The 24,653-nt window shown below is 55.3% G+C and carries 21 protein-coding genes; 6 read left to right on the forward strand and 15 right to left on the reverse strand.

The window, feature by feature from the left end; all coding sequences use genetic code 11:
• Window positions 1–217: 217 nt before the first annotated feature.
• The 3 genes from AC3Y2E_RS07170 to AC3Y2E_RS07180 form a co-directional block, all read right to left on the reverse strand.
• Window positions 218–934: a response regulator transcription factor gene (locus tag AC3Y2E_RS07170; protein WP_379208623.1), complete on the reverse strand. Its 717-nt coding sequence runs from the start codon at window positions 932–934 to the stop codon at window positions 218–220.
• 228 nt (window positions 935–1,162) lie between these two features.
• A complete protein-coding gene (pnpS, locus tag AC3Y2E_RS07175; RefSeq protein ID WP_379208626.1) occupies window positions 1,163–2,959 on the reverse strand; it encodes a two-component system histidine kinase PnpS in 1,797 nt (598 codons plus the stop codon).
• Window positions 2,960–3,324: 365 nt separating this feature from the next.
• Window positions 3,325–4,860 (reverse strand): fumarate hydratase, encoded by a 1,536-nt coding sequence (locus tag AC3Y2E_RS07180; protein ID WP_379208629.1) that lies wholly within the window; start codon window positions 4,858–4,860, stop codon window positions 3,325–3,327.
• Window positions 4,861–5,169: 309 nt separating this feature from the next.
• On the opposite strand from AC3Y2E_RS07180, the gene AC3Y2E_RS07185 reads away from it, so the two are divergent.
• Window positions 5,170–6,030 carry a polysaccharide deacetylase family protein gene (locus AC3Y2E_RS07185; protein ID WP_379208631.1) on the forward strand — a complete coding sequence of 287 codons (861 nt, stop codon included), beginning with the start codon at window positions 5,170–5,172 and terminating at the stop codon, window positions 6,028–6,030.
• A gap of 53 nt (window positions 6,031–6,083) precedes the next feature.
• Here AC3Y2E_RS07185 and AC3Y2E_RS07190 read toward each other — a convergent pair whose 3' ends face one another.
• A complete protein-coding gene (locus AC3Y2E_RS07190; RefSeq protein ID WP_379208633.1) occupies window positions 6,084–6,818 on the reverse strand; it encodes a glycerophosphodiester phosphodiesterase in 735 nt (244 codons plus the stop codon).
• A gap of 87 nt (window positions 6,819–6,905) precedes the next feature.
• Here AC3Y2E_RS07190 and yfbR point away from each other — a divergent pair, with 87 nt between their 5' ends.
• On the forward strand, window positions 6,906–7,499 hold the full coding sequence (gene yfbR, locus AC3Y2E_RS07195; RefSeq protein ID WP_379208635.1) for a 5'-deoxynucleotidase: 594 nt from the start codon (window positions 6,906–6,908) through the stop codon (window positions 7,497–7,499).
• A gap of 69 nt (window positions 7,500–7,568) precedes the next feature.
• Here the strand turns inward: yfbR and AC3Y2E_RS07200 are convergent, their stop codons facing one another.
• The 4 genes from AC3Y2E_RS07200 to AC3Y2E_RS07215 form a co-directional block, all read right to left on the reverse strand.
• A complete protein-coding gene (locus AC3Y2E_RS07200; protein WP_190929433.1) occupies window positions 7,569–7,958 on the reverse strand; it encodes a hypothetical protein in 390 nt (129 codons plus the stop codon).
• Window positions 7,959–8,130: 172 nt separating this feature from the next.
• The gene (locus AC3Y2E_RS07205) at window positions 8,131–8,505 is read right to left on the reverse strand and encodes a Rieske (2Fe-2S) protein (RefSeq protein ID WP_379208638.1); all 375 of its coding nucleotides are present in this window, start codon (window positions 8,503–8,505) and stop codon (window positions 8,131–8,133) included.
• Entirely contained in the window at window positions 8,505–9,662 is a 1,158-nt protein-coding gene (locus tag AC3Y2E_RS07210) for an amidohydrolase family protein (protein WP_379208640.1), read from the reverse strand. The genes AC3Y2E_RS07205 and AC3Y2E_RS07210 overlap by 1 nt, the downstream gene beginning before the upstream one ends.
• A 39-nt stretch (window positions 9,663–9,701) precedes the next feature.
• The gene (locus AC3Y2E_RS07215; protein WP_379208642.1) at window positions 9,702–11,069 is read right to left on the reverse strand and encodes an ABC transporter substrate-binding protein; all 1,368 of its coding nucleotides are present in this window, start codon (window positions 11,067–11,069) and stop codon (window positions 9,702–9,704) included.
• A gap of 377 nt (window positions 11,070–11,446) precedes the next feature.
• On the opposite strand from AC3Y2E_RS07215, the gene AC3Y2E_RS07220 reads away from it, so the two are divergent.
• Window positions 11,447–12,232 (forward strand): helix-turn-helix domain-containing protein, encoded by a 786-nt coding sequence (locus AC3Y2E_RS07220; protein WP_379208644.1) that lies wholly within the window; start codon window positions 11,447–11,449, stop codon window positions 12,230–12,232.
• A 213-nt stretch (window positions 12,233–12,445) separates the two neighbouring features.
• Here the strand turns inward: AC3Y2E_RS07220 and mdh are convergent, their stop codons facing one another.
• The 3 genes from mdh to citZ form a co-directional block, all read right to left on the reverse strand.
• On the reverse strand, window positions 12,446–13,387 hold the full coding sequence (gene mdh, locus AC3Y2E_RS07225; RefSeq protein WP_332070429.1) for a malate dehydrogenase: 942 nt from the start codon (window positions 13,385–13,387) through the stop codon (window positions 12,446–12,448).
• A 107-nt stretch (window positions 13,388–13,494) separates the two neighbouring features.
• Window positions 13,495–14,793, reverse strand: a complete 1,299-nt coding sequence (gene icd, locus AC3Y2E_RS07230) for an NADP-dependent isocitrate dehydrogenase (protein WP_190929426.1) — start codon at window positions 14,791–14,793, stop codon at window positions 13,495–13,497.
• Between the two features lie 474 nt (window positions 14,794–15,267).
• The gene (gene citZ / locus AC3Y2E_RS07235; protein ID WP_379208648.1) at window positions 15,268–16,380 is read right to left on the reverse strand and encodes a citrate synthase; all 1,113 of its coding nucleotides are present in this window, start codon (window positions 16,378–16,380) and stop codon (window positions 15,268–15,270) included.
• 405 nt (window positions 16,381–16,785) lie between these two features.
• Here citZ and AC3Y2E_RS07240 point away from each other — a divergent pair, with 405 nt between their 5' ends.
• Window positions 16,786–18,315, forward strand: coding sequence for a Ppx/GppA phosphatase family protein (locus tag AC3Y2E_RS07240; RefSeq protein ID WP_379208650.1), 1,530 nt, complete (start codon window positions 16,786–16,788; stop codon window positions 18,313–18,315).
• Here AC3Y2E_RS07240 and ppk1 read toward each other — a convergent pair.
• The 3 genes from ppk1 to AC3Y2E_RS07255 all read right to left on the reverse strand — a co-directional run bounded on the left by ppk1 (window position 18,284) and on the right by AC3Y2E_RS07255 (window position 21,492).
• Window positions 18,284–20,368, reverse strand: a complete 2,085-nt coding sequence (ppk1, locus tag AC3Y2E_RS07245) for a polyphosphate kinase 1 (protein ID WP_379208933.1) — start codon at window positions 20,366–20,368, stop codon at window positions 18,284–18,286. The genes AC3Y2E_RS07240 and ppk1 overlap by 32 nt on opposite strands.
• A 219-nt stretch (window positions 20,369–20,587) precedes the next feature.
• Window positions 20,588–20,983, reverse strand: coding sequence for an FxsA family protein (locus AC3Y2E_RS07250; protein ID WP_379208653.1), 396 nt, complete (start codon window positions 20,981–20,983; stop codon window positions 20,588–20,590).
• 2 nt (window positions 20,984–20,985) lie between these two features.
• Complete coding sequence (locus tag AC3Y2E_RS07255) at window positions 20,986–21,492, reverse strand: acyl-CoA thioesterase (RefSeq protein WP_332070433.1); 507 nt, start codon at window positions 21,490–21,492, stop codon at window positions 20,986–20,988.
• 144 nt (window positions 21,493–21,636) lie between these two features.
• Between AC3Y2E_RS07255 and AC3Y2E_RS07260 the strand changes: the two genes are divergently transcribed.
• Both AC3Y2E_RS07260 and AC3Y2E_RS07265 read left to right on the forward strand, forming a co-directional pair.
• Window positions 21,637–22,590 carry a helix-turn-helix transcriptional regulator gene (locus AC3Y2E_RS07260; RefSeq protein WP_379208656.1) on the forward strand — a complete coding sequence of 318 codons (954 nt, stop codon included), beginning with the start codon at window positions 21,637–21,639 and terminating at the stop codon, window positions 22,588–22,590.
• A 65-nt stretch (window positions 22,591–22,655) separates the two neighbouring features.
• Window positions 22,656–22,913 (forward strand): zinc ribbon domain-containing protein, encoded by a 258-nt coding sequence (locus AC3Y2E_RS07265; RefSeq protein ID WP_190929420.1) that lies wholly within the window; start codon window positions 22,656–22,658, stop codon window positions 22,911–22,913.
• Window positions 22,914–23,042: 129 nt separating this feature from the next.
• On the opposite strand, the gene AC3Y2E_RS07270 is transcribed toward AC3Y2E_RS07265, so the two are convergent.
• Complete coding sequence (locus AC3Y2E_RS07270) at window positions 23,043–24,392, reverse strand: ABC transporter substrate-binding protein (RefSeq protein ID WP_379208659.1); 1,350 nt, start codon at window positions 24,390–24,392, stop codon at window positions 23,043–23,045.
• Window positions 24,393–24,653: the final 261 nt, after the last annotated feature.

The following is a 24,653-nucleotide window of genomic DNA, read 5'->3' on the forward strand; positions in this document are numbered from 1 at the left end:
GGATACTCCTCCCTTCCAATCATGTACTGTTACCGTATGCGCATATGCCCAACGGAGTTCCCCGTATCCAGCAAAACCCGCCCGGAGCACAAGCTGTCGATATAGACAGATAAACAAAAAATCGCCCTCTCGATAAAGAGAAAGCGATTTTTCAGCATCATTTTACAAAAAGCATCGCGGTTTATCGTCCGCCGCCCCCATTTCCCGGGAAATGGACCTACTTTTTGGTCGTATGCACGATTAATTTGTAGCCCAGACCGCGAATCGAATCGATTTGCACCGTTTCCTGGTTCATCTCAAGCTTTTTGCGCAGCGAGCTGACATGAACGTCAACCGTACGCTGTCCGCCGACATAATCGAATCCCCAGACGATATTCATCAGATCGTCTCTCGTCACTACGACGCCCGGCCGCTGGACCAAATAAAGCAGCACCTCGAACTCCTTCGGACGCAGCTGAATTTGCTCGCCGTTCAGGACGACCTCGTATTTCTCGGGATAAATTCTCAGATCGGCGACCTGAATCACTTTATCCGTTCCCGGTTCCTCGACGGCAAACGAGTCCTCCGTCCCAGTCCGACGCATGACGGCCGATACCCTTGCGAGCAGCTCGGCTACCCCGAACGGCTTCGTAATGTAATCGTCAGCGCCGGCCTTGAGGCCCTGCACCACTTCTTCCTCGGCGTTCCTTGCCGTCAGTATAATAACCGGCGTCTTCACGCCCTTTTGCCGCAGCTTGGCAAGCACTTCAAAACCGTTCATCCCGGGCAGCATAATATCGAGAATAATCAAATCGAACGATTCCTGAAGCGCGGTCTGCAGCCCTTCCCCGCCATGGTCGACCACCCTCGTCTGGTAGCCTTCCTGCGACAGGTTGTACGACAGCAGCCGGGCCAAGGTCGGTTCGTCTTCGACAACCAAAATGTTTTTCGGCATGGAGCCCCCCTGCGAAACATTGCATAAATAGATTCATCTTCTCCCTGAACCGGAGAATGGTTTACGATAATAAAATCTTACCACAAAATTTCACGTTTGACTAAACTCCGATAAAGAACAGGAAGCGAAGCAGACAGTCCTACAACAGAATCGGCGCCATTTCTCTATTTTCCACGCTTCCCCCGCCTAGCGCCTGCCGCTCCCCCTCCCCGCCTGATTCCGAACCTTCTATTGCTGAATAACCGGCAGCTCCAAAGTAAATCTCGACCCGAGCCCCAGCTCGCTCTCCACGCGGATCGTGCCTTTATGCAGCTCGACCAGATGCTTGACGATCGACAACCCGAGCCCGGTGCCTCCGGAGCTGCGCGACCTCGCTTTATCGACCCGGTAAAACCGTTCGAAGATGCGCGGCAAATCTTTTTTCGGTATGCCGATTCCGGTATCGGAGATGACGATCCGTATTTTCTCCGCCTCGTCTTCCGCGTCCGCCTCGACCGTCTCTACCGATACCTTCACTTTGCCGCCGTCCGGCGTATAGTTGATCCCGTTGGAAAGCAGGTTGATCATAATTTGCCGCAGCCGGTCTTCGTCAGCCTCCATGTAGATGTCCTCATCCACCTTCATCTCCAGCCCGATCTGCTTCGGGTCAGCCGCCGGACGCATCATATCCAGCGTTTTGCCGACAAAGCTATGCAGATGAACGGGAGAAAATTGCAGCTGCGCCCGCTTCGATTCGATTTTGGAGAGCTCCAGAATATCGCCGATCAGCCGGTTCAGCCGCTCGCTCTCATCGTATATAATTTGCAGAAACGATTTGGCGGTATCCGCATCATTCATCGCCCCGGCAAGCAGCGTCTCGGCAAACCCCTTCACGGCGGCCACCGGCGTCTTCAGCTCATGGGAGACGTTCGCCACAAACTCGCTGCGCACCCGCTCCAGCCGGCGGAACGCGGTAATGTCGTGCAGAACAATAACCAGCCCGAGCCAATCGTCGTCGACACCCTGCATCGGCACCAGATTCACCTCAAGAATTCGTTCCTCCGGGAAATAAAATAAAATCTCATCGCGAATCCGCTCGTTGCGTTCGATGCACTCCTTGATCATCTGCACAAGCTCGTACGGCTGATTGGCGCTGTCGAACCTTTTGCCGATAAAATCTTTGGACGAGTAGCCAAGTATCTCTTCCGCGGATCGATTGACCAGCACGATCCTGCCTTCGGCGTCGATCATGACGACCCCGCTCACCATATTGTCCAGCACGCTGGACAGCCGGCTTTCATTCTCGAGGATGCGGTGCATTTGCAGTTGCAGACTGTCCGCCATCGTATTGATCGCCTGGCCAAGCTGACCGATCTCGTCCCGGTTGCGTAAGTAAACGCGCGATTTGTAGTTCAGATTCGATATTTGCCGCGCTACCCGTGTAATCCGCTCGATCGGCCGGGTCAGCTGGTGCGCTACCCGAAAGCTGATCAGCCCGGCGATGACGAACACGACGAGCAGTCCGCCGATGAGTCCCCACCACAGGTTGCTAATGGTCGATTCGATCACTTCAAGCCCCATCGACAGCCGAATAAATCCTACGATGTCCGCCCCGTTGCGCACCGACATCGCGACGTACAACATGTTCTGGCCGGTCGATTCGCTGCGCCGCTCCGCGTAGCCGGCTCCGGACTGTTGCGCCTGACGGATTTCTTCGCGCGACAAGTGATTGTCCATCTGCTTCGGGTCTAGGTCGGAATCGCCCAGCACGACTCCGTCGGCCGAGATGAACGTCACGCGCGAGTCGGCCGACTCTTTCAAATATACCGCTCTCTCGGTAAAATAATCGCTGTTGCGGCGTTCAAACTGCTGAATGCTTCCTTCCGCCGTAGCGATAATAATTTGAATCTCGCGCTTCATGCCGTCCTGAAGGGCGTTCATATGCGACCTCTCCAGCATAAAAGCTACAAATACCGCAGCAGCCAGCACGGAGCAGCCGATCAGAACCACAAACAGAAGCGTCAGCCGCGTTCTGAACTTTTTCATGGACAGTTATTCGCTCCTTTGCCAGTCTGCATTCCCCATCGTCCGCAAACAGCAGATCTTGTACCGGGGCCCCGGCCTCCGCAATCCGGCACAGTTCTCCTCTATTATCCCCGAATTCCCAAAATCCGTAAGCGCGGCCTTCTACGCCCCAGGACTGCCGGCAGGGGCCAAGCTTAATCGGATATCTTAATTATATAAGCCAATTTAGTTCAACTTATATAGCGTAGTCCGCCCCTTCCGTTTTTTCCAGTAAAGATTTTGTAAACGTCCGACGGCATAAGAAAAGCCCGGTATCGGATACCAGGGCCTTTCCCGTTCATACTGATCGTTCCGGCATAACGTTCGACTCGAACAGTACCGGACCGTTATTTAAATACCGGCTCTTTAAAGTCAGCCAGCTTCTCCAGCGAGTTTTTGTCGACGTCCGCGTGCAGACTGTTGCCGTGCGAGTCCATCGTTACGATCGCAGCAAACCCTTCCACCTGCAAATGCCACATCGCTTCCGGGATGCCGAACTCCATGAAATGGACGCTGTCGACTTTCTTGATGCACTCCGCGTAATACTGGGCCGCTCCGCCGATCGCATTCAAGTAGACCGCTCCGTGCTCTTGAAGCGCAGCGAGCGTTTTCGGTCCCATGCCGCCTTTGCCGATTACGGCGCGAAGCCCGAACTTTTTCAAAATATCGCCCTGGTACGGCTCTTCCCGGATACTCGTCGTCGGTCCGGCCGCTTTGACATGCCATTCCCCGCTTTCGTCCTTGGCCATAACCGGTCCACAGTGGTAGATAACATGTCCGTCGAGATCGACCGGAGCGTCATGATCCATCAAATATTTGTGAAGCGCGTCCCGGCCGGTATGCATCAGGCCGTTGATGACGACAACGTCGCCAACCTGGAGCTGGCGAATCTGCTCTTCAGTGATCGGCGCCTGCAGCACCACCTCGCGGCGTCCTTCTCCACCTGTCTTCGTCTTGTCCGCCGGATCGGCCATCGCAACGTTGCTGCCGCTCTCGTACACCCAGTCCTTGATCTCGCCTGTCGCCGCATCGAGCAACACGCCTTGACGACGGAACGCCCAGCAGTTGTAAGCAACCGATACGAAAAAGCTCGCCGGCAGCCTGTCCATCACGCCTACTTTGCATCCGAGCAGCGTCACTTGGCCTCCGAAGCCCATCGTGCCAATGCCGAGCTTGTTGGCGTTCGCCAAGACATACTCCTCCAGCTTCTGCAGGTCGGCGTTCGGGTTGACGTCGTCCACTGCGCGGAACAGCTGATGCTTGGCCAGCTCGTAACCCGTCGTGCGGTCGCCGCCGATGCCTACGCCGATAAAGCCGGCGCTGCAGCCTTGTCCCTGTGCCTGATAGATGGCGTGCATGATACATTTGCGGATGCCGTCCAGGTCGCGGCCGGCTTTGCCTACGCCTTCGAGCTCGGCCGGCAGGCTGTATTGAATGTTTTTGTTCTCGCAGCCGCCGCCTTTCAGAATAAGCCGCACATCGACGTCGTCCTTTTCCCACTGCTCGAAATGAACGACGGGAACGCCCGGACCGATGTTGTCGCCGCTGTTCGCGCCGGTCAGCGAGTCGACCGAATTCGGGCGAAGCTTGCTGTCCTTCGTCGCCTGGCGGACCGCTTCAATGATGCTCTTCTTCATTTCGATCTGGTTTGCTCCGACCGGGCAATGTATAATAAAAGTCGGCATGCCGGTATCCTGGCAGATGGGCGACACATTGCATTCCGCCATCGTAATGTTCTCGGAAATCGTCGATAACGACAGAGCCGCTCGCGTCCCTTCGTCCTCGCTCTCCTGGGCGCGCTGAATCGCGCGGCGTACGTCGGCCGGCAAATTGGTAGAAGTTTCTACGATCAGCTTATAAATGCTTTCCTTAAAATGTTGCATGAAACATGCTGCTCCTTTCGGCCGTCTAAAAGTATGGGATGATGGGTGAATCGTATATAACCTGATCATACCAGATGAAGCTAAACGTTTACAACGGTATCGACTCCCATGCCTAAAGGCAAATGTAGCTCGGATCATCGAGGCTTGCAACCTCGTCTCTCCTTGAAGAGTTTTCGACGCGGAAGTATAAGGAAAGGAATGCAGCCCAAACATTGTGAATCCGTGACGCTTCTTGGCAGAGAGAAGAAGCTCGCAAACCGTCTATCATCCGGAACCGGACAAGTTCCGGCACAAGGAGTCCAACCCGCTATGAATCGAACCAAACTGTTAATCCGTACCCTGATATTCTTCGTCGCCGGAATCGCACTGCTCATGCCGGTCCTTGGCGTCTCTAAGGGCAAGACGATGTACGCCGAACAGGTGGCTGTCCTGATGTATCATCACATCTATAATGAAGACGAAAGCTCCGGCACGATTACGACAGACCTGTTCGAGGAGCAGCTCGTTTATTTGCGGGAACGCGGCTACACGTTCATCTCGCTGCAGCAGTTTCTGGCCTTTATGGAAGGCGCCGGCGTCCCCGACAATGCCGTGCTCGTTACATTCGACGACGGATACGAGAGCGTGTATGCGAACGCTTATCCGATCTTGACCCGGATGGGAATCCCGGCCGCGAACTTTATCATTACGAACAAACACGACAACCCGCGCGAGCATACGCCAACCTTCATGACCCCGGACGAGATCCGGACGATGACGACGGCGATGCCGGGCATTATAAGCGCGCAATGCCATACGGAAGGGATGCATGACAATCCCGACGCACCGTTTATGGTCACCCGCCTGCCTACCCCGGACGGAGGAAAGGAGACGGAAGAACAGTACCGGCAAAGAATCGTGTCCGACACCCGGGCATGCATCCAAAGGTTAACGCCGCTCGGTCCGGAGAAGGTCAATACGCTCGCGTACCCGTACGGCGTGTACGATAAGATCTCCTCCGAGCTTCTGAGAGAAGCCGGCATCGAGTACGCCTTCACGATCGTGCCCGAGATGGCGACCCGAAGCGTGAACAAGATGCAGATCCCGCGTATCAATGCGGGCAGTCCGCATATTTCGCCGGAAGTGCTGCACCAGACGATCCAGCGGCGCATCGAAACGGTGATCCGATAACAAGCTGCCGCGGGACGCGACCAACCGGAGGTCCGTATGAGCCCGCGGCCTTTTTAGTTGTTCAGCAGCGCCCGCAAGCGAGCCGGGAAGTCGGTGATGATGCCCGACACGCCAAACGCGATTAACTCCGCCATACGCGGAACTTTGTTCACCGTCCATGGATATACCCGGATGCCGAGCCGGTTCGCCTGTTCCATCCACTGCCGGTTGACCAGCTTGTGATGGGGATGCATCGAATACAGCTCCACCCCGTATTTGCGCGCAGCTTCCTCCGGCATGATCGGCTTTTTGTCGACCAACAGGCCGATTCGGAGGCCAGGCTCCTCCAGCTTCATACGGGTTAATCCCCCATGGTGGAAAGAGGATACGAACACCCGTTCCAGCATACTCCGTTCGCGAAGGAGACGAAGCAGGCCGCTCCGAAGCTCCGGGCTGTCGATCTTCATCTCCACGTTCACGCCTACGGCCGGAGGAAGCAGGTCGAATACTTCCTCCAGCAGCGGCAGACGTTCCCCGGCGTACCGGTCGGAGTGCCACATCCCGGCATCGAGCTGCTTCAGCTCCCTTGTCAGCAACTCCGCGATCGCCCCTCTCCCCGTCGTCGTCCGGTTCACCTTCGCATCATGGCAAACCACGATGCTTCCGTCTTTGGACAGATGCACATCCAGTTCGACCGCATCCGCCCCTTGCTCCACGGCAAGCGCGAATGAGCCCAGCGTATTTTCCGGCGCCTCGCCGGCCGCTCCCCGATGGCCGACTATCGCGATTTGACGGTGCGTAGTTCTCATATCCTATCTGGCCTCCGCTATATGGGCTAATGCCGCTTGCTGGTTTTCCCAAAAACCGTCATGTATAATGCAGATGAGGTGAAGCTGATGGAAAGCCATTTTCTCGCTTATTTATACCGTCTTCGCTACATCGAGCGATGGAGCCTGATGCGCAACGTCCATAAGGAAAACGTGGCCGAGCATTCGTTTCACGTCTCGCTGCTGACGCACGCCTTGTGCACGATCGCCAACGTCGTTTACGGCCGTCGTCTGCCGACGGAGAGAATCGTCACCGCAGCGCTGTTCCACGATACGACGGAAGTATTCACAGGCGATATCCCGACTCCGGTCAAACATCACAATCCCGATATTTTGCGCAACTTCCGCGAAATTGAACAGCACGCGGCGAAGCGGCTCGTCAATATGGTCCCGCCGGAGCTCCAGCACGTATACGGTCCCTTGATCGAGGGCAAGAATACCGATCCGGAGCATGCCCGCTATATGAAAGGCGCCGATCTGCTGGACGCTTATCTGAAATGCGCCTCCGAGCTGTCGGCCGGCAATCGCGAATTCGCCGTAGCCAAAAAACAGATCGAGCAGTCGATCGACAAGCTCGATATGCCGGAGATCCGTTACTTTCTGCAGCACCTCGCCCCCAGCTTCGAGAAAACGCTCGACGAGCTTAACGAACCGGCTCCGTAACAAGGCCGGTGTGCAACAAGACGAAAACCGGACTTCCCTGGATAGGAAAGTCCGGTTGTTCGTATTGCGTTACTTCGGTCCAAGCATCATGGCCATCAGCAGCACGTAGCTGACCCCGTTGATCAGCGTGAACGTCCGCAGCTTGCGTACGGCGGCCGCCGTGGAGTCTCCGGCGATCAGCTTCTTGAACGGCTTCGAGGACATCCCCGTCATGGCGAACATCACAAGGACGAGTACGATCGCCATCACCATCCACCATACCGAATATTCGGCCTTGCTGACCATATACCCTCCGGACAAAAACGCCAGAATGAGAACGTACTGGCCGATCCGGTTGCCGCGGTGAAGCGCTACCGCGGTCGGACGATTAACCGCGCCTCCTGCCAAAAACGGAAGCAAAATGTAGAAAATGAGCGCAAGCGCGCAAATGACATGCACGACATACATCGCCTGATGCACGGCTGAACGGCCTCCTTCGATCTCTGCGTATAGCAGTTCGTTTCAAATGTAGTATATCGGAAAGGCTGTCCCGATACAAATCTTTCCGGACATTTGTCACGAACGTGTAACAAGTGCCTGCAGCCGAGATCGGGCTGTATGGCCGGTGCTTGCTTTTCAGACCGGCCTGCGCTTATGCCATATGAACGATCACATTGCCGTCTTCTACGCAGACGTCGTACCGTTCCACCGTTACGTCATACGTCTTCGTTCTCGTCGCCGGGTCGACGATCATGCAGCCCGACTTGATATCGAATTCCCAGAAATGCCACGGGCACCGGACAACCTCGCCCTCCCGCTCGTATACGAACTCGCCCGGCCTCGGAGAGGTGACGTAAGCTGATGTAATGCCTTCGCACAGCGGCGCCCCCTGATGGGGACACAGATTGCGTATCGCATAGAACCGTCCGTCGATATTGTAGATCCCGATGCTGCGGCGGTTCACTTCAACGATCTTCCGCGTGCCGGGAGGGATCTCGGACACACGGCCTGCCAAGTAGCTGGACATCAGTTGCTCCCTCCCTTGGCCGCGTCCCGCTGCGGCAGCCCGTACAGCTCCGCCGCATTTTGATAAAAGACGCGCTCCCACAGCTCATCCGGCAGTTTCGGAAAAGCAAGCTGCGGCGAATCGAAGTCCCAATGCGGGTAATCGGAGGCGAACATCAGACACTGGCCGGCATGGATCGCCTCCAGCATCGGCAGGAACAGCTCCGGCTTGGCCGGCAGTTCGATCGGCTGCGATGTCACGCGCACATGCTCCCGGTAATACTCGCTCGGCAGCTTCTTGACCCAGGGCGTATTATGGCGCAGCGCCTTCCAGTCCTGATCCATCCGCCATATAGCCGGCGCGATCCACATCATCCCCGCTTCGATCATGACGACCTTCAGCGTCGGAAACAGCTCGAACACGCCTTCGTATATAAAGCTTGCCAGATGCGTCATCATAATGCCCGCCCGGGCGAGCCGGTACTCCGCATAATGCGAGACATAGCCGGCTCCCGTCGGCGGAGGATTGATCCCGATACCCTCCATGCTGACATGGATCGCAAACGGCAAGTTATGCCGCACGCACGCTTCGTAGATCGGATAATACCGCCGGTGTCCGTAAGGCTTCTCGGCTCCGTTCGAGACGATGACCTGGACAAAGCCGGGATGCGAAGCGACGCGGTCGATCTCTTTGGCCGACAGGACGGCGTCCTGCTTCGGAATCATGATGGACGCTTTGAACCTGGGTTCCTTCGAGAGCACATGCTCGATTGTATAGTCGTTGCACGCGGAGCACACGGCGGCCGCATAGTCCGTATCCGGAATCGTATTAATCCCGTAATCCATGCCGGTGATGATTCCGTAATCGATCTGATACTTCTCCAGCAGGTTGGCGCGAATGTAATTGAGAGCGACCGTCTCGTCTCCCGGAGGGATTTTATACTCCTGCATCGTGCCGTTCGTTCCGCCGTTGTTGTACATGCCGATTTGCCCGGGCACCCGCGGTCCCCATGTCTCAATCTGTTCCCGGTAATATCGGGACATGTACGGCTTCAGCGCCTGGTATCCCCCGCGCAGAGGGGCCAGATGAAGGTCGCAATCGATGATGGAGCGTTTCCTTTTCGGCCTGGTTCCAGCTCCAGTTCCAGTAAGAGGTTGAATCGGCTGATTCGTTTCCATTGGTTTCTCTCCCCCGTGATCATCTATTTATTTATAGGTTTACTTGGCCATTTGCTCGGCGATCTTCTTGTTGATCCTCTCGTCCGCTTCGCGCAAGGCGGTATTGATATCCTTCGCATTCGTCGCGATATCGTGAAAGATCTGGGTAAATTCCGGGGCCGCGAGCGCCTGATACTTCGATAACGGTGAGATCGGCGCAGGCTGATCCGGGATCATTGCCTTCAGATGTTTATTGTGCATGTACGGCAAATCTTTGCCGTATTCGCTCCAAATATCGGTGCCTTGCAGAGCCGGCGAATACCCGCGGCGGGCCAGATGTTTCTGGAACTCCTCGCTCGTGACGTAGGCCGCCACCTGAAACGCCATCTCCTTATGCGTGCTGGTGACGGGAATCAGGAAGTATCCCGGCGCCAGCTGCGGCCCGGTGTTAGGCGCCTCCTTGTAACGCGGATACGATACGATGTCCCATTCGAGATTAGGATCTTTATCGGCAAAATATCTCGTTCCGAGCGCGTTCGGTCCCAGCATCATCGCGAGCCGCTGCTCGCTAAACAGCTTGAGCTGCGTCGCATAAGCGGAAGTCGTCGAATCGACCTCGTTGCCTGCAATCCGGTAAAACTGCGTCAGCGTCTCGAACATCCGTCTCGGCTTCTCCGAGGCGAACAGTCCCTGGTGTTTGACCGGATCGATAAACACGGGAGACAGCGGATCGCCGTTCGCGACCGCCCCGGGCGACATGCCCATCCCGTAATAGTGCACGCCGCTTTCGGTCCGGCTCATCTTCCTGGTCAATTCATATACATCGTCCCACGTCATGCCGTCCTTCGGGGCAGGCACGCCAAATCGCTCAAAAAGCGCTTTATTGTATATCAGATTGACAGAATCAACCGTTACCGGGAGCCCGTACATCCCGCCGCCCGCGATTTGCCTCATCGCCGCTACCGCGGTCGGCTCCAGACGCGACACATCGTATTTGTAAGTTTGAATCAGACCGGAGATATCGTACTGCAAGTTGTACTCCTTCAAATAACTGTATATCTGGCCGTATGCGTCATAAAAAATATCGATCGGCTGTTTGGATTCGACCAGCGATTTCAAGTTGACACTGTTCGAAGGAGCGATAAACTTCGGCGTTACATGAGGAAACTTTTCTTTGATTTTGTTCCCGAAGGCGCTCATAAAGCCTTCGTTGTTCGTAATCGAACCGACGTGGAACCAGAATACGAGCTCCACCGGTTCGGTTGACCCGGCAGGCGCGGGAGCGGGTGCAGACGATTCTCCCCCGCCGGTTCCGGAGCTTCCGCCTCCCCCATTCGTTCCCGTACCGGAACCGCCGGAGCAGCCGGACATGACGCCTATGCATAACGCAAGACTATAAACTAACCATTGCCTCTTCTTTATCTTCATTCGAAGTCCCCCTTGTGATCCGGTTCCGTCAACGAAGAGCACACGGGAGGGAACAATACCCGTCATCGGCCGGCATCGTGTAGGAGCTGTCCTGATAATATTACCCGTTGGCCGGGTTCCGGTATTTGGCGTTTCCCTTCGCCCCGAACTCCTTTACATTGAATATCCAGTCCGTCTTGACACATTCTGCGTAGGATTGTATGCGCATACATCGAGATCTCGCTTTAATCATACCTCCACAAAATTTGAAGCGAAATACACGCAGTTTAGTTATTTCTGACACTTTTTTTGGTCTTGACGCTGGACCTGACGGTTCGTTATGGTAATCTCGAGGGATCGTGAAACGGGCAGCTGCAGCCGCCGAGGGGGAGTGCAGATTGGGAAGTGCGATGCTGGAAGTGAAAACGTATACATGTGCCGGGCCTCAGCCCGGATTTATCAAGGGCGAGGAAACCCATCACAATTATGTATTAATCGGTGCGGAAACGGGAGCGTTCGACTATGGAATCGGGACGTTTCACGGCCGGGCTTCCTTCGGAGACCTCGTGTTTTGCCCTCCCGGCACCGTTTTCAGGCGTCAATCGCTCGGGGACATCTCCTTTCACGTCTTCCAATTCACCGCGCTGTCAGGAGCGGATGGAGCCCTCTCCGGGCTTCCTGTGGGGAATGTGTCGATCGGCGACGTCAATCGGCTTTCTTCCACTTACTCCTACTTGCGCAAAAGCTGGGTCGCATACGGCGGCGGCTCCGGAATGATTCATTACGCCAGCCATATGCTGCTGGATTTGCTGTACCTGTGCGAAGAGGAACGAAAGCAGGCGCTCCATCGCAAAAAAATGACCGACCCGCTGATGAAGCAGGCGGCGAGTTCTATTCACCGGCAGCTGTCCGGTGAAATCCGTATGCAGCACATCGCCGAATGTCTCGGCATCAAGCCTTCCGAGCTGACCCGCCGATTCCGGCTGGCATACGGCTGTACCCCGGTTGAGTATGCGACGCGGCTTCGTCTGGAGGAAGCGAAACGGCTGCTGCGCGAAACGAACGATACGCTCGAGGCGATCGCCTCCCGCTGCGGATACGAGAACGGCTCTTACTTGTGCAGGGTGTTCCGCGCGAAAGTCGGCATGACGCCTTCCGCGTTCCGGCACGATCATCAAATCTAGTTGAAGGGGGCTGTGTCACACCGTCATTTTGCGACTTTGCGAGCCCCGCTTGAACCCGAATTTCCGCGAGCAAAAGGACCTCCGCCTCCACATTACTGTGAAAGCTGAGGTCCTTTTGTCGGATGTCGAGGTCCTTTTGTTTGTAAATCCGGACGTTCCCCTGTCAGGCGGGCGGATATTTTTAGAGCAGCCCCTTCGGGGGCCCGTCAAAGCTTAACCGTTCACGATCGCGATTACGCTTCGTACCGATTGCGCGGACTTATCCATCGCCGCTTTCTCTTCGTCGGTCAGCTCGAGCTCGATCACTTTCTCGATGCCGTCGCCGCCGAGAATCGTCTGCACGCCCATGAACAGGTCGTTGTAGCCATACTCGCCCTGCAGCAAAGCGATGGCAGGCACAATGCGCTTCTTGTCCTTCAAAATCGCTTCCGTCATCTGGACGAGCGAAGCCGCCGGAGCGTAATACGCGCTGCCGTTGCCGAGCAGGTTGACGATCTCGCCGCCTCCTGTGCGCGTCCGCTGTACGATCGCATCGATGCGCTCCTTGGAGATCAGCTTTTCGATCGGAATGCCGCCGACGCTTGAGTAACGGACGAGCGGAACCATATCGTCGCCGTGGCCGCCGAGAACGACGCCGCGGACGTCTTCAACCGACACGTTCAGCTCTTGGGCGATGAACGTGTTGTAACGGGCCGTGTCCAGCACGCCGGATTGACCGATAACGCGGTTTCTCGGGAAGCCGAGCGCCTGGTAAGCGACATATGTCATAGCGTCTACCGGGTTGCTCAAAATGATCACATAGGAATCCGGGCAATACTTCTTAACGTTTTCGCACACGGACTTGACGATGCCGGCGTTCGTATTCACCAGGTCGTCACGGCTCATGCCCGGCTTGCGGGCTATGCCGGCGGTGATGATCACCACGTCGGAGCCTGCCGTATCCTCATAGTTGGCGGTACCGACGATGTTGCTGTCGAAACCTTGCACCGGGCTCGATTCGAGCATATCCAGCGCTTTGCCTTTGGTCGGATTTTCGAGCTGCGGGATATCGAGCAATACAACGTCGCCAAGTTCTTTTTGTCCGAGCAGGAACGCGGTAGTCGCCCCTGTGAAGCCTGCACCTACAACGGTAATCTTTTTACGCTTGATCGCCATAATAAAGAATCCTCCTTGGTTCGGGTCTTTACAGGATCATTGTAGACAAATTGACGCCATTTAAAGCAAAATAGCGGAATTTAAATTCCGCTATTTTACAACTCGTATTAGTCCATGTTTTTGATAACAAGGTTAGCGAACTCGGAGCATTTAACTTCCGTTGCGCCTTCCATCAGACGTGCGAAGTCATACGTTACCGTTTTGTCGGCGATCGACTTCTCCAGCCCTTTGTAGATCAGGTCAGCCGCTTCCAGCCAGCCCAGATGCTCCAGCATCATAACGCCGGATAGCGTAACCGAACCCGGGTTCACGACGTCGAGTCCCGCGTATTTTGGAGCTGTACCGTGAGTAGCTTCGAAGATCGCATGGTGCGTCACATAGTTGATGTTCGCTCCCGGAGCAATCCCGATGCCGCCAACTTGAGCTGCGAGCGCGTCGGACAAGTAGTCGCCGTTCAGGTTCAGCGTCGCGATGACGTCGAAGTCGGTCGGACGAGTCAATACTTGCTGCAGGGCGATGTCGGCAATTGCGTCTTTTACGATGACTTTGCCGGCTGCTTCCGCATCTTTTTGAGCTTTGTTAGCCGCTTCCGCGCCTTGCTCTTCTTTGATGCGGTCGTATTGTGCCCAGGTGAACACTTTGTCTCCGTATTCGCGCTCTGCAAGCTCATAGCCCCAGTTTTTAAACGCGCCTTCGGTGAACTTCATGATATTGCCTTTATGAACAAGCGTAAGGCTCTTGCGGCCATGCTTGATCGTGTATTCGATAGCGGCGCGAACGAGACGCTCCGAACCTTCTTTGGAAACCGGTTTTACGCCGATGCCGGAAGTTTCAGGGAAGCGGATTTTCTTAACGCCCATTTCATTTTGCAAAAACTCAAGCACTTTCTTCACTTCGGCCGAGCCTTCTTGCCACTCGACGCCAGCGTAGATGTCCTCTGTGTTCTCGCGGAAAATAACCATATCGACAAGCTCCGGACGTTTAACCGGGGAAGGCACGCCCTTGAAGTAACGAACAGGACGCAAGCAGACGTACAGGTCGAGCTCTTGACGAAGAGCAACGTTCAGCGAGCGGATGCCGCCGCCTACCGGAGTCGTCAAAGGACCTTTGATCGCTACGATATATTCGCGGATTGCTTCCAGCGTATCGTTAGGCAGCCAGCTGTTGTAGTTGTTGAACGCTTTTTCGCCGGCGAACACTTCGTACCAAGCGATTTTTTTCTCGCCTTTGTAAGCTTTCTCAACAGCTGCGTCGAGAACGCGTTTGGATGCTGCCCAAATGTCCGGCCCCGTGCCGTCGCCTTCGATGAACGGGATGATCGGATTATTAGGGACTACCAGTTTACCGTCAACGATCGACAGTTTCTCGCCTTCGGTCGGCGCTGCGTAATGTTCGAATTGAGCCATGGGAAACCTCCTGAGATAATAGTAGTATATGGGAAAACGCCAGCGTAAGGGCGTTCATGCCCGCAAAAGAACGGGAGTTGCAGACCTGTGCAAATGTGAATCCCTCAATGCACGTGAGAATCACACCCGGTGTGAATCCCTCACTGTACGAGTGAATCACACTCAGTGTGAATCCCTCATTGTGTGAGAGAATCACACCCAGTGTGAATCCCTCATTGTGTGAGAGAATCACACCCAGTGTGAATCCCTCATTGTGTGAGAGAATCACACCCAGTGTGAATCCCTCATTGTGTGAGAGAATCACACCCAGTGTGAATCCCTCATTGTGTGAGAGAATCACACCCAGTCCGTAACACCCCGCTCGCGGCAAAATCTGAATCCATCCGTGCCGCCGATACCCCAAGTGTACCACACTTGGGGGACAACTACGAATTGGGGAACGGCCTCACGAGCAGAGGCACACTCCGGATTCGCTTAACGGCTTTCGATCGGAACGTATTTCTGATTGACCGGACCGGTGTACTCGGCGCGCGGACGAATCAGACGATTATTTTCGTATTGCTCCAAAATGTGAGCGGTCCATCCGGATACGCGGCTGATCGCGAAAATCGGCGTGAACAAGTCGCGCGGAATTTCAAGGGACGTGTAAACCGATGCGGAATAAAAGTCGACGTTCGGCTTCAACCCTTTTTGACCGGTTACAAGCTCTTCGATCTTGATCGACATATCGTACCAGTTCATGTTGTTCGTGATTTTGCCGAGCTCGCGGGACATCTTCTGCAGATGTTTCGCGCGAGGGTCGCCGTTTTTGTAGACGCGGTGGCCAAAGCCCATAATTTTCTCTTTGTTCGCCAGCTTGTTGTTGATATACGTTTCGACTTCGGAGCTTGTACCAATCTCCTCCAGCATCGCCATAACGGCCTCGTTGGCGCCGCCGTGCAGCGGTCCTTTCAGAGCGCCGATAGCGGAAGTAACGCCGGAATAAATGTCGGACAGCGTAGCTACCGTGACGCGAGCGGCGAACGTCGACGCGTTCAGCTCGTGGTCGGCGTGCAGGACGAGAGCTTTGTCGAGCGCTTCTACGGCGATCGGCTCCGGATCTTTGCCTGTCAGCATGTACAGGAAATTGTAGCTTACCGATACTCCCGCTTTCGGAGCGATCGGCTCCTTGCCTTCGCGGATGCGTGCGAACGCCGCGACGATGGTCGGAAGCTGCGCCTGCAGACGAATCGCTTTACGCAAATTCGCCTCCGCGCTCATGTCGTTCGCTTCCTCGTCGTAAAGCGCCAATGCGGAAACCGCGGAACGGAGAGCTGCCATCGAATTCGTATTTTTCGGGTACAGCTTCATTTGCTGGATCACGGAATCCGCCACCGGCGCGCTGGCGCTCAGATCGGCGTGAAGCTGCTCCAGTTCCGATTTGTTAGGCAGCTTGCCGTACCAAAGCAAATATACGACTTCTTCAAAAGAAGCATGCTCGGCCAAGTCGTCAATATCGATCCCCCGGTACGTCAGTACGCCGTCGATAATCGAGCTGATCGAGGACGTAGTAGCTACGATACCCTCAAGACCTTTGGTTGCTGTCATCTTATTTCGCTCCTTTTCGGTATCGATTATAGATATAGGTGATAAAAATCGCGGACATGGAAAACTATCAAGTAATATAATAAATGATTTGGGTCGATAAAGAAACAAAACGGGGATAAAACTTCATTATCGGCGCAATAAACATGTGCTATCTCCCGATAGCTTCACATTTTAACAAGATACATCCAATCACCTGCCGGGCCGGATATTGTTCATTTTATAATAATCACACAGCAACCCCTTAAATCATGCCAAGTCCATATTGTGGGTAAAATGTGAGATAAGGTAGTAATCATGACAAAGCGCAGTACAGGTAACGAAAGCAAACTTCATTCCTCAGCGCAATAAACATTTTTTTGATAAAATAGATCCATATCTCGCAACCGGGAGGCGCACACCTATACCATGAGAAGCGAACGCGTAGGCATCATCGATATCGGATCCAACTCGGTCCGCCTCGTCGTGTACGAGCGGGTCGGGGAAGAAGCATACAGAGCGATCGACGAAAGCAAGGAATCGGCGCGTCTCAGCGCCGCCATTCTCCCCGACGGCTCGATCGCGCAAGCAGACATCGAGCGGCTTGCCCGCATTTTGAAAGAATTCCGCATGCTGTGTCACGTCCACGCCGCGGAGACGGTGCGCGCCGTGGCGACAGCCGCGATCCGCAACGCCAACAACGGCAGCCAGGCCGCGGAGCAGCTGCACCTGCTGACCGGTATCCCGATCGAAATCTTATCCGGCGAAGAGGAAGCCCGTCTCGGATTTATCGGCATGATCAATTCGATCGACGTCAAGGACGGATTTCTGATCGACATCGGCGGCGGCAGCACCGAAATCTCGCTGTTCCGCAACCGGACGCTGATCCGGAGTGTCTCCCTTCCGTTCGGCGCCGTGAATACGGCCAAAACCTATACGGATCAGGGCAATGCGAGCAAGGACGACCTGAAGCGCATCCGCGATATGGTGCTTGCTTCGGTCAAGGATGAGAAATGGCTGACCGGGCATCCCGACCTGCCGCTGATCGGCTTGGGCGGAACGATCCGTTCCTTGTGTAAAATCGACCAAAAGAAGAAAAAATATGCGTTCACGCAATCCCATATGTACGAGATCGGCAAAGAAGGCCTGAACGAGCTGTCGGACTGGCTATCCTCGCTTGACGTACAGCAGCGGACCAAGGTGGAAGGGCTGTCCGGCGACCGCGCCGACATTATCGTGCCCGGATTGATCATCCTGCATACTTTGTTCTCGCACATCCGGGCCAGCCGCTGCATCGTCAGCGGGGCGGGCCTTCGTGACGGAGTGTTTTACGAGACCGCTTTTCCCGACAAACCGGTCGTAGCGGACGTGCTGGCCGATAGCGTCGGCAACCTGCTTGCTCTGCACCCTGCCGTATTCCGTCCCCATGTCGAGCAGGTCGCGAGGCTGGCTGCCAAACTGTTCGAGGATTTGTCGCTGGAAACCGTCTTCGGCCGCAGAGCGCTGGACCTGCTGCAAACTGCGGCCATGCTGTACCGGATCGGCGTTACGGTTCACTTCTATAACTACAACAAGCATACGTTTTACCTGATGGTCCATTCCCGGCTCGACGGCTTGTCCCACCGGGAGACGGTGCTGTGCGCGCTGATCGCCTCCTACAAGTCCAAAAGCAAGGCGCGCAGCATGATGCTGCCCTACAAAGATCTGCTCGGCGATACCGATGCGGACCTCGTCTACCGGCTCGGCTCGCTGCTCCAGCTTGCGATCTCGCTCGACCGGAGCGAGACCCAGCCGCTTCAGGAGATCCGCGCGAACGTCGTCAAGCAGGACCTGGCTATTAGCTGGACGAGCCGTCATGACCCCGCGATCGAGCTCAGGGAAGTGGAGCGAGCCGCCGGCGAATTCAAGAAAGGCTGGGGGCTGCGGATCAGAATGACGCCTGCCACTTTTTCCAGGTGACGATATCTAAAGCTTCGAACTGGCTGCGGAACGGGGTCATCGTCTCATTCGGCTCCCTTTCGTACTGGCCGCTCGACCTCAAGATTCTCGCCTTGACGTTGTCCGACAGGCTGATGCGCAAAATGTGAATCAGCATCTCCTTCAGCCCCGGGTCGAACACCGGGCACATCAGCTCGATGCGGCGCGTCAGGTTGCGGGTCATCCAGTCCGCGCTGGACAGCCATACTTGGGGCTCGCCGCCGTTCTCGAAGTAGAAAATCCGCGAATGCTCGAGAAACCGGTCCACGATGCTGCGGACGGTAATCGATTCGCTCAGGCCGGTCACGTTCGGGCGCAGGCAGCAGACGCCCCGGATGATCAGATCGATCGGCACGCCGGCCCGGGACGCGTCGTACAGCTTATCTACCATCTCCTGATGCGACAACGAGTTCATCTTGGCGATAATCCGGGCCGGCTTGCCGGCCGCCGCATGCTCCGCCTCGCGCTCGATCAGCTCGAACAATTTGGACTTCATGTCGGCAGGAGCTACGCCGAACGCCTGCCAGTCGTGGGGAGCCGAATACCCCGTCATTTCGTTGAACAGAACGGAGGCGTCTTCCCCGATAACCGGATGGGACGTGAACAAACCGATGTCCGTATACAGCCGGGCCGTATTATCGTTATAGTTGCCCGTACCGACGTGCACGTACCGGCGCAGCCCTTCCGGCTCCTGCCTGACGACGAGAGTAATCTTGGCATGCGTCTTCAGCCCGACGAGGCCGTATACGACGTGACAGCCCGCCTGCTCCAGCTGTCTGGCCCAGGCGATATTGCGCTCTTCGTCAAACCGCGCTTTCAGCTCCACGATCACCGTCACCTGCTTGCCGCCCTCGGCGGCCGTGGCGAGCGCTTTTACGATCGACGAATTGCCGCTCACCCGGTACAGCGTCATCTTGATCGCCATCACGTCGGGATCGTTGGCCGCCTGCTCGATAAAGTCGCCTACCGCGTCAAACGATTCGTACGGATGATAGACGAGCACATCCTTATCGCGCAGCACCTCGAAAAAGTCGTCGGTTTCGTCAAATTCTCTGGGGTATACCGGCTCCAGCTTCGGAAAGCGGAGATGCTCGAACCCGGGCAGCGACAGCGACATCTTCATCCAATAGCTGAGGTCGATCGGGCCGTCGATCTCGAACACGTTGTCGCCGATCTCGAACTCTTCTCTCAGCATCTCGAGCGCATACGGATGAAATCCTTTCTGCACTTCCAGCCGGACCGGAGATCCCCAGCGTCTTCGTCTCAGTTCCTTCTCGATCTCCTCGAGCAGATCTTCCGCCCCTTCCTCGTCGAGCGTCAAGTCGGCGTTGCGGGTCAGACGGAACGGATCGACGGCCACTGGCGTATAACCGGCGAACATCGTATGGATATGCTCCTCCATTAAATCTTCCAGCAGCACGAACTCCTGCTTCACACTGTTGGATCTCGCCGGAACTTTGACATAGCGCGGCAAGTTCGACGGGACCTGAACAATCGCGAAGTAAGGCTCCTCCTCCGGTTCGTCGCCTTCGCGCTGCAACGTTACGGCCAGATACAGAGACAAATTGCGGACCAGCGGAAACGGACGGCTCTGGTCGACGGCCATCGGAGTCAGTACCGGGAAGACGTAGTCGTGGAAGTAAACGTCCATCTGTTTTTTCTGATTTACGGTCAAATCCTCATAAGCGGTAAAAATAAGTCCTTCCTTCGTCAGCGCCCTCGTCAGCTCGCGGTGCGTCTTGTACTGCTCCTGCACCATTTTGCCGGTCCGCTTCATAATGCGGCGCAGCAGCCCTTCCGGCGTATAGCCGGTAAAATCTTTTTTCGTATAACCCGCCTTTAACTGATCGGTAATGCCTGCGACCCTTACGCTCATGAATTCGTCCAGATTCGTCGATACGATCGACAAAAATTTAATTCTTTCCAGCAGCGGCGTCGCCGGGTCCTGCGCCTCTTCCAGCACGCGGCGGTTGAATTCGATCCAGCTCAAATCTCGGTTAATATAATGGGAGACGGAATGTTTCAGCTCCTGCATCGGCTTCGCCACTTGGGATTCCTCCGTAACGGAAATAGTTGCTGTCTTTTATTATCGCCGGAGAATGTTAAGCGGATGTTAAACTTTTGTAAAATGTTCGGGGGTCCGTGTAAAATGTCGAAAACCGGTAAGCCCGATCGTTCGGCAAATCGGACAGCAAAAACCGGTAACGGGGGCCGGGCCGAGGTGGTGTGAAACTCCCGCGTCTCCATCCCCCGCTCAGCGCCGGAAAAAGAAGTAGTTTTGACCGTTTGCGATTTTGTTTCGAAGCCAGGCGGAGAGCATATTGCGGAAAATCGGCCGGGTGAACGGAATAAGCAGGATAATCCCGGCAATATCGGTGAGAAATCCGGGGGAGAGCAGCAGCAGGCCGCCGACAAGCACGCAGACGCCGTCCAGAATCGCATCCCCGGGCATTTGCCCGACCGACATTTGCCGCTGGACCTGAGCCCATACTTTTCTCCCTTCCTTCCTGGCCAAATAAGCGCCGGCGAAACCTGTCAGCAAAATCAGGCCGAACGTCTGCCAGCCGCCGATCCGCTGTCCCACCTCGATAATCGCCCAGATCTCCAGAGCCGGGATGATAATAAATACCAGCAGCAGCACTTTCCCCATCGTTATTCCTCCCCGAGCAGCCGGTACAGCTCCGGCGCTTCTCTGTCGATCCTTACGGGCTTCCAGTCCCGGCCCAGCCATACGTGGCGGGTGGCTCCGGTGACCAGCAGCTCGCCTGCAGGAGCTGGACTGCCATTCCGTTCGGCCGCTTCTTGTTCCCCATCGGAAGACACCGCTCCCCCCTCCTCGAGCCGGCGGATCTGCGATTCGAAATGAACCGTTAAGTGATTGTATGAACGGATTCGGGTGTAGATCGCAATCCTGTCGTCATATTTCGCCGGCAGACGGAACTTCGATTCCAGCTCGATCACCGGCAAATAAAGGCCGAGCTCTTCGATCCGGCTATAGGGCAGCCCCCGCTCGCGAATGAGCTCCGTACGGCCAACCTCGAACCATGTGGCGTAATTGGGATGATACACAACCCCCATCCGGTCCGTCTCGCCGTAACGCACCCGGATCTCGTAACCGTGCCACCGTCCCGGCTCCTGCTGCTGCTGCTTTTGTGTCATCGTTGTCCCCCGTTCCCTAACCTGATGCTTCTATTGTACTAAACCGCTTCTCTTTCCTCAAACGGTCCGCCCGGTAGACAGCAAACTCGGAGACATGATAAGCTTTGTCCGAATATGCGGCATGATGCGGAAAGGACGACACTTATGCGCCTCGAACGGCTGCTTGCCATACTGATGCTTATCGTTAACCGGAAACGGATATCCGCAGCGGAGCTCGCGGAGAAGATGGAAGTATCGGTCCGGACGATTTACCGCGATATCGAAACGTTGTGCCAGGCCGGTTTCCCACTTGTTTCCTATCAGGGAGTAACCGGCGGCTTCGAGATGATGGACGGGTACCGGCTCGATCGTACGGCGCTCACCTTCGACGAGATCTCATCCGTCCTGTCGGCGCTGAAAGGCATGAGCCGGGCGCTGGACGATACCCGGTACGGCACGACGATTGAGAAGTATACGAGCCTGCTGGGTGATACGGAGAAAGAATCGGTCCGCTTCTGGCAGGACCGGCTCGTGATCGATATGAATCCATGGGGCTCCGATGGCGTTATGAAGCACAAGGTGGCCTTAATTCGCGAGTCGCTGCAGGAGGATCGTACCGTCAAGTTCGGTTACTCTTCGGTGAACGGGGAGCCGACGACCCGGGAAGTCGAGCCGATGACGCTGCTGCTGAAGGGCGCCTCGTGGTACTTGTACGCCTACTGTCCGCTCCGTAACGACTACCGGCTGTTCCGGCTGTCGAGGATGTCCGGTCTCGCCGTTACCGGCAACCGGTTCGAACGTCGGGAGCATCCTCCGATGGAGGAAGCGGACTGGGGGCGGATGTGGGAAATGAACTCGAAGCCGGTCACCTTGAAGCTGCGGTTTCCGCCGGATATGCGGGCTAGAGTGGAGGAATTGTTCGGCGTCGAACGGCTGGTGACGGCTCCAGACGGCTTCCTGCTGGTCACGCAGACGTACCCGGAGGATGAATGGATCTACGGCTTCCTGCTCAGCTTCGGCAGCAAAGTCGAGGTGCTGGAGCCCGAGCGGGTCCGGCTGTTGATTCGGGATCGGGCGAAGGAAATGGTGTCGCTATACAGTCCATACCAAAAACCATGACAGACACTTGTCAGGGTTGCTGAAGTATACTGTATTCATTCTCAATGAAAAGGAGGCAATAAAAGATGGATGCGAAGTTTTGCCAAAGCTGCTCGATGCCGCTTACTACCGCTGAAAGCCTAGGTTCTAACGCCGACGGAAGCGCAAATGAAGAGTACTGCACGTATTGTTATCAGGAAGGGGCTTTCACCGACCCGGACGCTTCCGTCCAATCGATGATTGAGGTGTGCGTACCGCATGTGGTCGCCGGCCAGAAGATGTCCGAGCAGGAAGCCCGTGACATGCTGAACCGGTTCATCCCGAAGCTGAAGAGATGGGCATGACCGGCAATCCCCGGCTGTCCATCCATTACATCCCGATAAGGGACGAGCTGTGGATTGGAGGCCGGGGATCGCGCGGTTTCGCCGATCTGATCAATAGATGCCCTTCTGCTTTTACGGTTCGTTACTTCATTACTTCTTCTGCGCTTTAACCTGATCGATCTTCTTGTTCGCCGAATCTTCCGCTTCCCGCATCGCTGTATTGATGTCTTTCTCGCCCATCGCCGCGGAGATGAAGGCTTGCTCCAGCTCCCCTCTCGCGATGCCGTCATATTTGCTGCGGTAAGCCGACGGGGCCAGCTTGGCTGGAAGAATCGCCTTTATATTTTTGTTTTTGAATTCCGGATAATTTTGAGCGAACGCCATCTGAATGTCCTTATTATTAAGCGCCGTCAAAATCCCTTTCTTCGAGTTCTCCAGTTGAAACTCGTCCGAGGTCAAATAAGTGAGCACCTCAAACGCTTCCTCCTTCAGCTCAGATGCCGCGGACAAGTAAAAGTATAATGGATACGGCTGCGGACCGAGACCCGGCGCATCTTGGAATGCCGGAAATTGCACGAAATCATAGTCCATATTTTTAAAGGTCAGCTCGCGGATTCCGGTTCCCGAAGCATTCAGATACATCGCCACGACTTGATCCTTCTCGAACAATTCTTTGCCGACCTGGCCGCCGAACTGGTTTTTCTTATCCAAATGGTTATTCGGAAGCCGGTAGATTCCGAGCATCGCCTCCATATATTCTTTCCATTTGCTGCTGCTAAAATCAGCTTTCTCCGTATTCGCATTGATCAGACTTAAGGAGAAAGGATTGCGGTACAGCATAAAGTTCGGGTATACGAGCGACCCGTGATACCGTACATCCCCCTCGATCCGCGACATTTTTCTGGACAGCTCATAAAACTCGTCCCAGGTCATACCGTCCTTCGGGTACGATACGCCGAATTTATCGAACAGTACCTTGTTGTATACGATCGTCGAGGCCGCGCCGGCGACAGGCAGACCGTATATGCCTCCGTTCGCCAATTGCTTGGCCAGGGCAAGCGCTGTCGGCTCCAGCCGGTCGAGATTATATTTGTGCTTTTTGATCAGCGGTGTTAAATCGTACTGCAGTCCGTTCTCCAGCATGTTATCGTTAAACATCAATAAGGATGAGATGACGATATCAAACTTGGTTTTCGAAGCGAACAATTCGGCAATGGCCGGCTTCGGGTACGGGATGAACGATACTTGGATATGCGGAAATTTCTGCTCTATAGCCGCACCGTAGTCTTTCATAAAGTCATCCGCGGACCAGCCGAAGGTCGCATCTTTAAACACCAGCTCGATCGGCTCCTTCTTTTCCTTTACCGGTTCCTTTGCATTCGTTCCCCCTTCAACCGCTCTATCTGTCCCGCTTCCTGTTCCTCCTGCCCCTCCGCAGCCGGACGCGACAATCGTTAAAGCGCCTAGCAGCAAAACTGTTTTACGTCGAAACCGTCCCAACAACAAAAACGCCTCCTTTATGGAATGCATGTGATGAATGCGCCTTCATTATTCCACAAAAGGCTTTGCTCTGGGATTTCAAGTTTTTGCGATTCATTTCGGAATCTTGATCCGGTGTTATTCAATTCTTTGCTCCGCCTTTCATAATCTGTTGAGCCGCAAGGGATTGGAGTTGATAGGGTCTGCTGCGCACACCATTCTCCAGCTATTTACAGCAACACCTGCCCATGATACGATAGGTTCGATTTTACGGAAATGGAC

It is taken from the genome of Paenibacillus sp. MAH-35 (assembly GCF_058135425.1).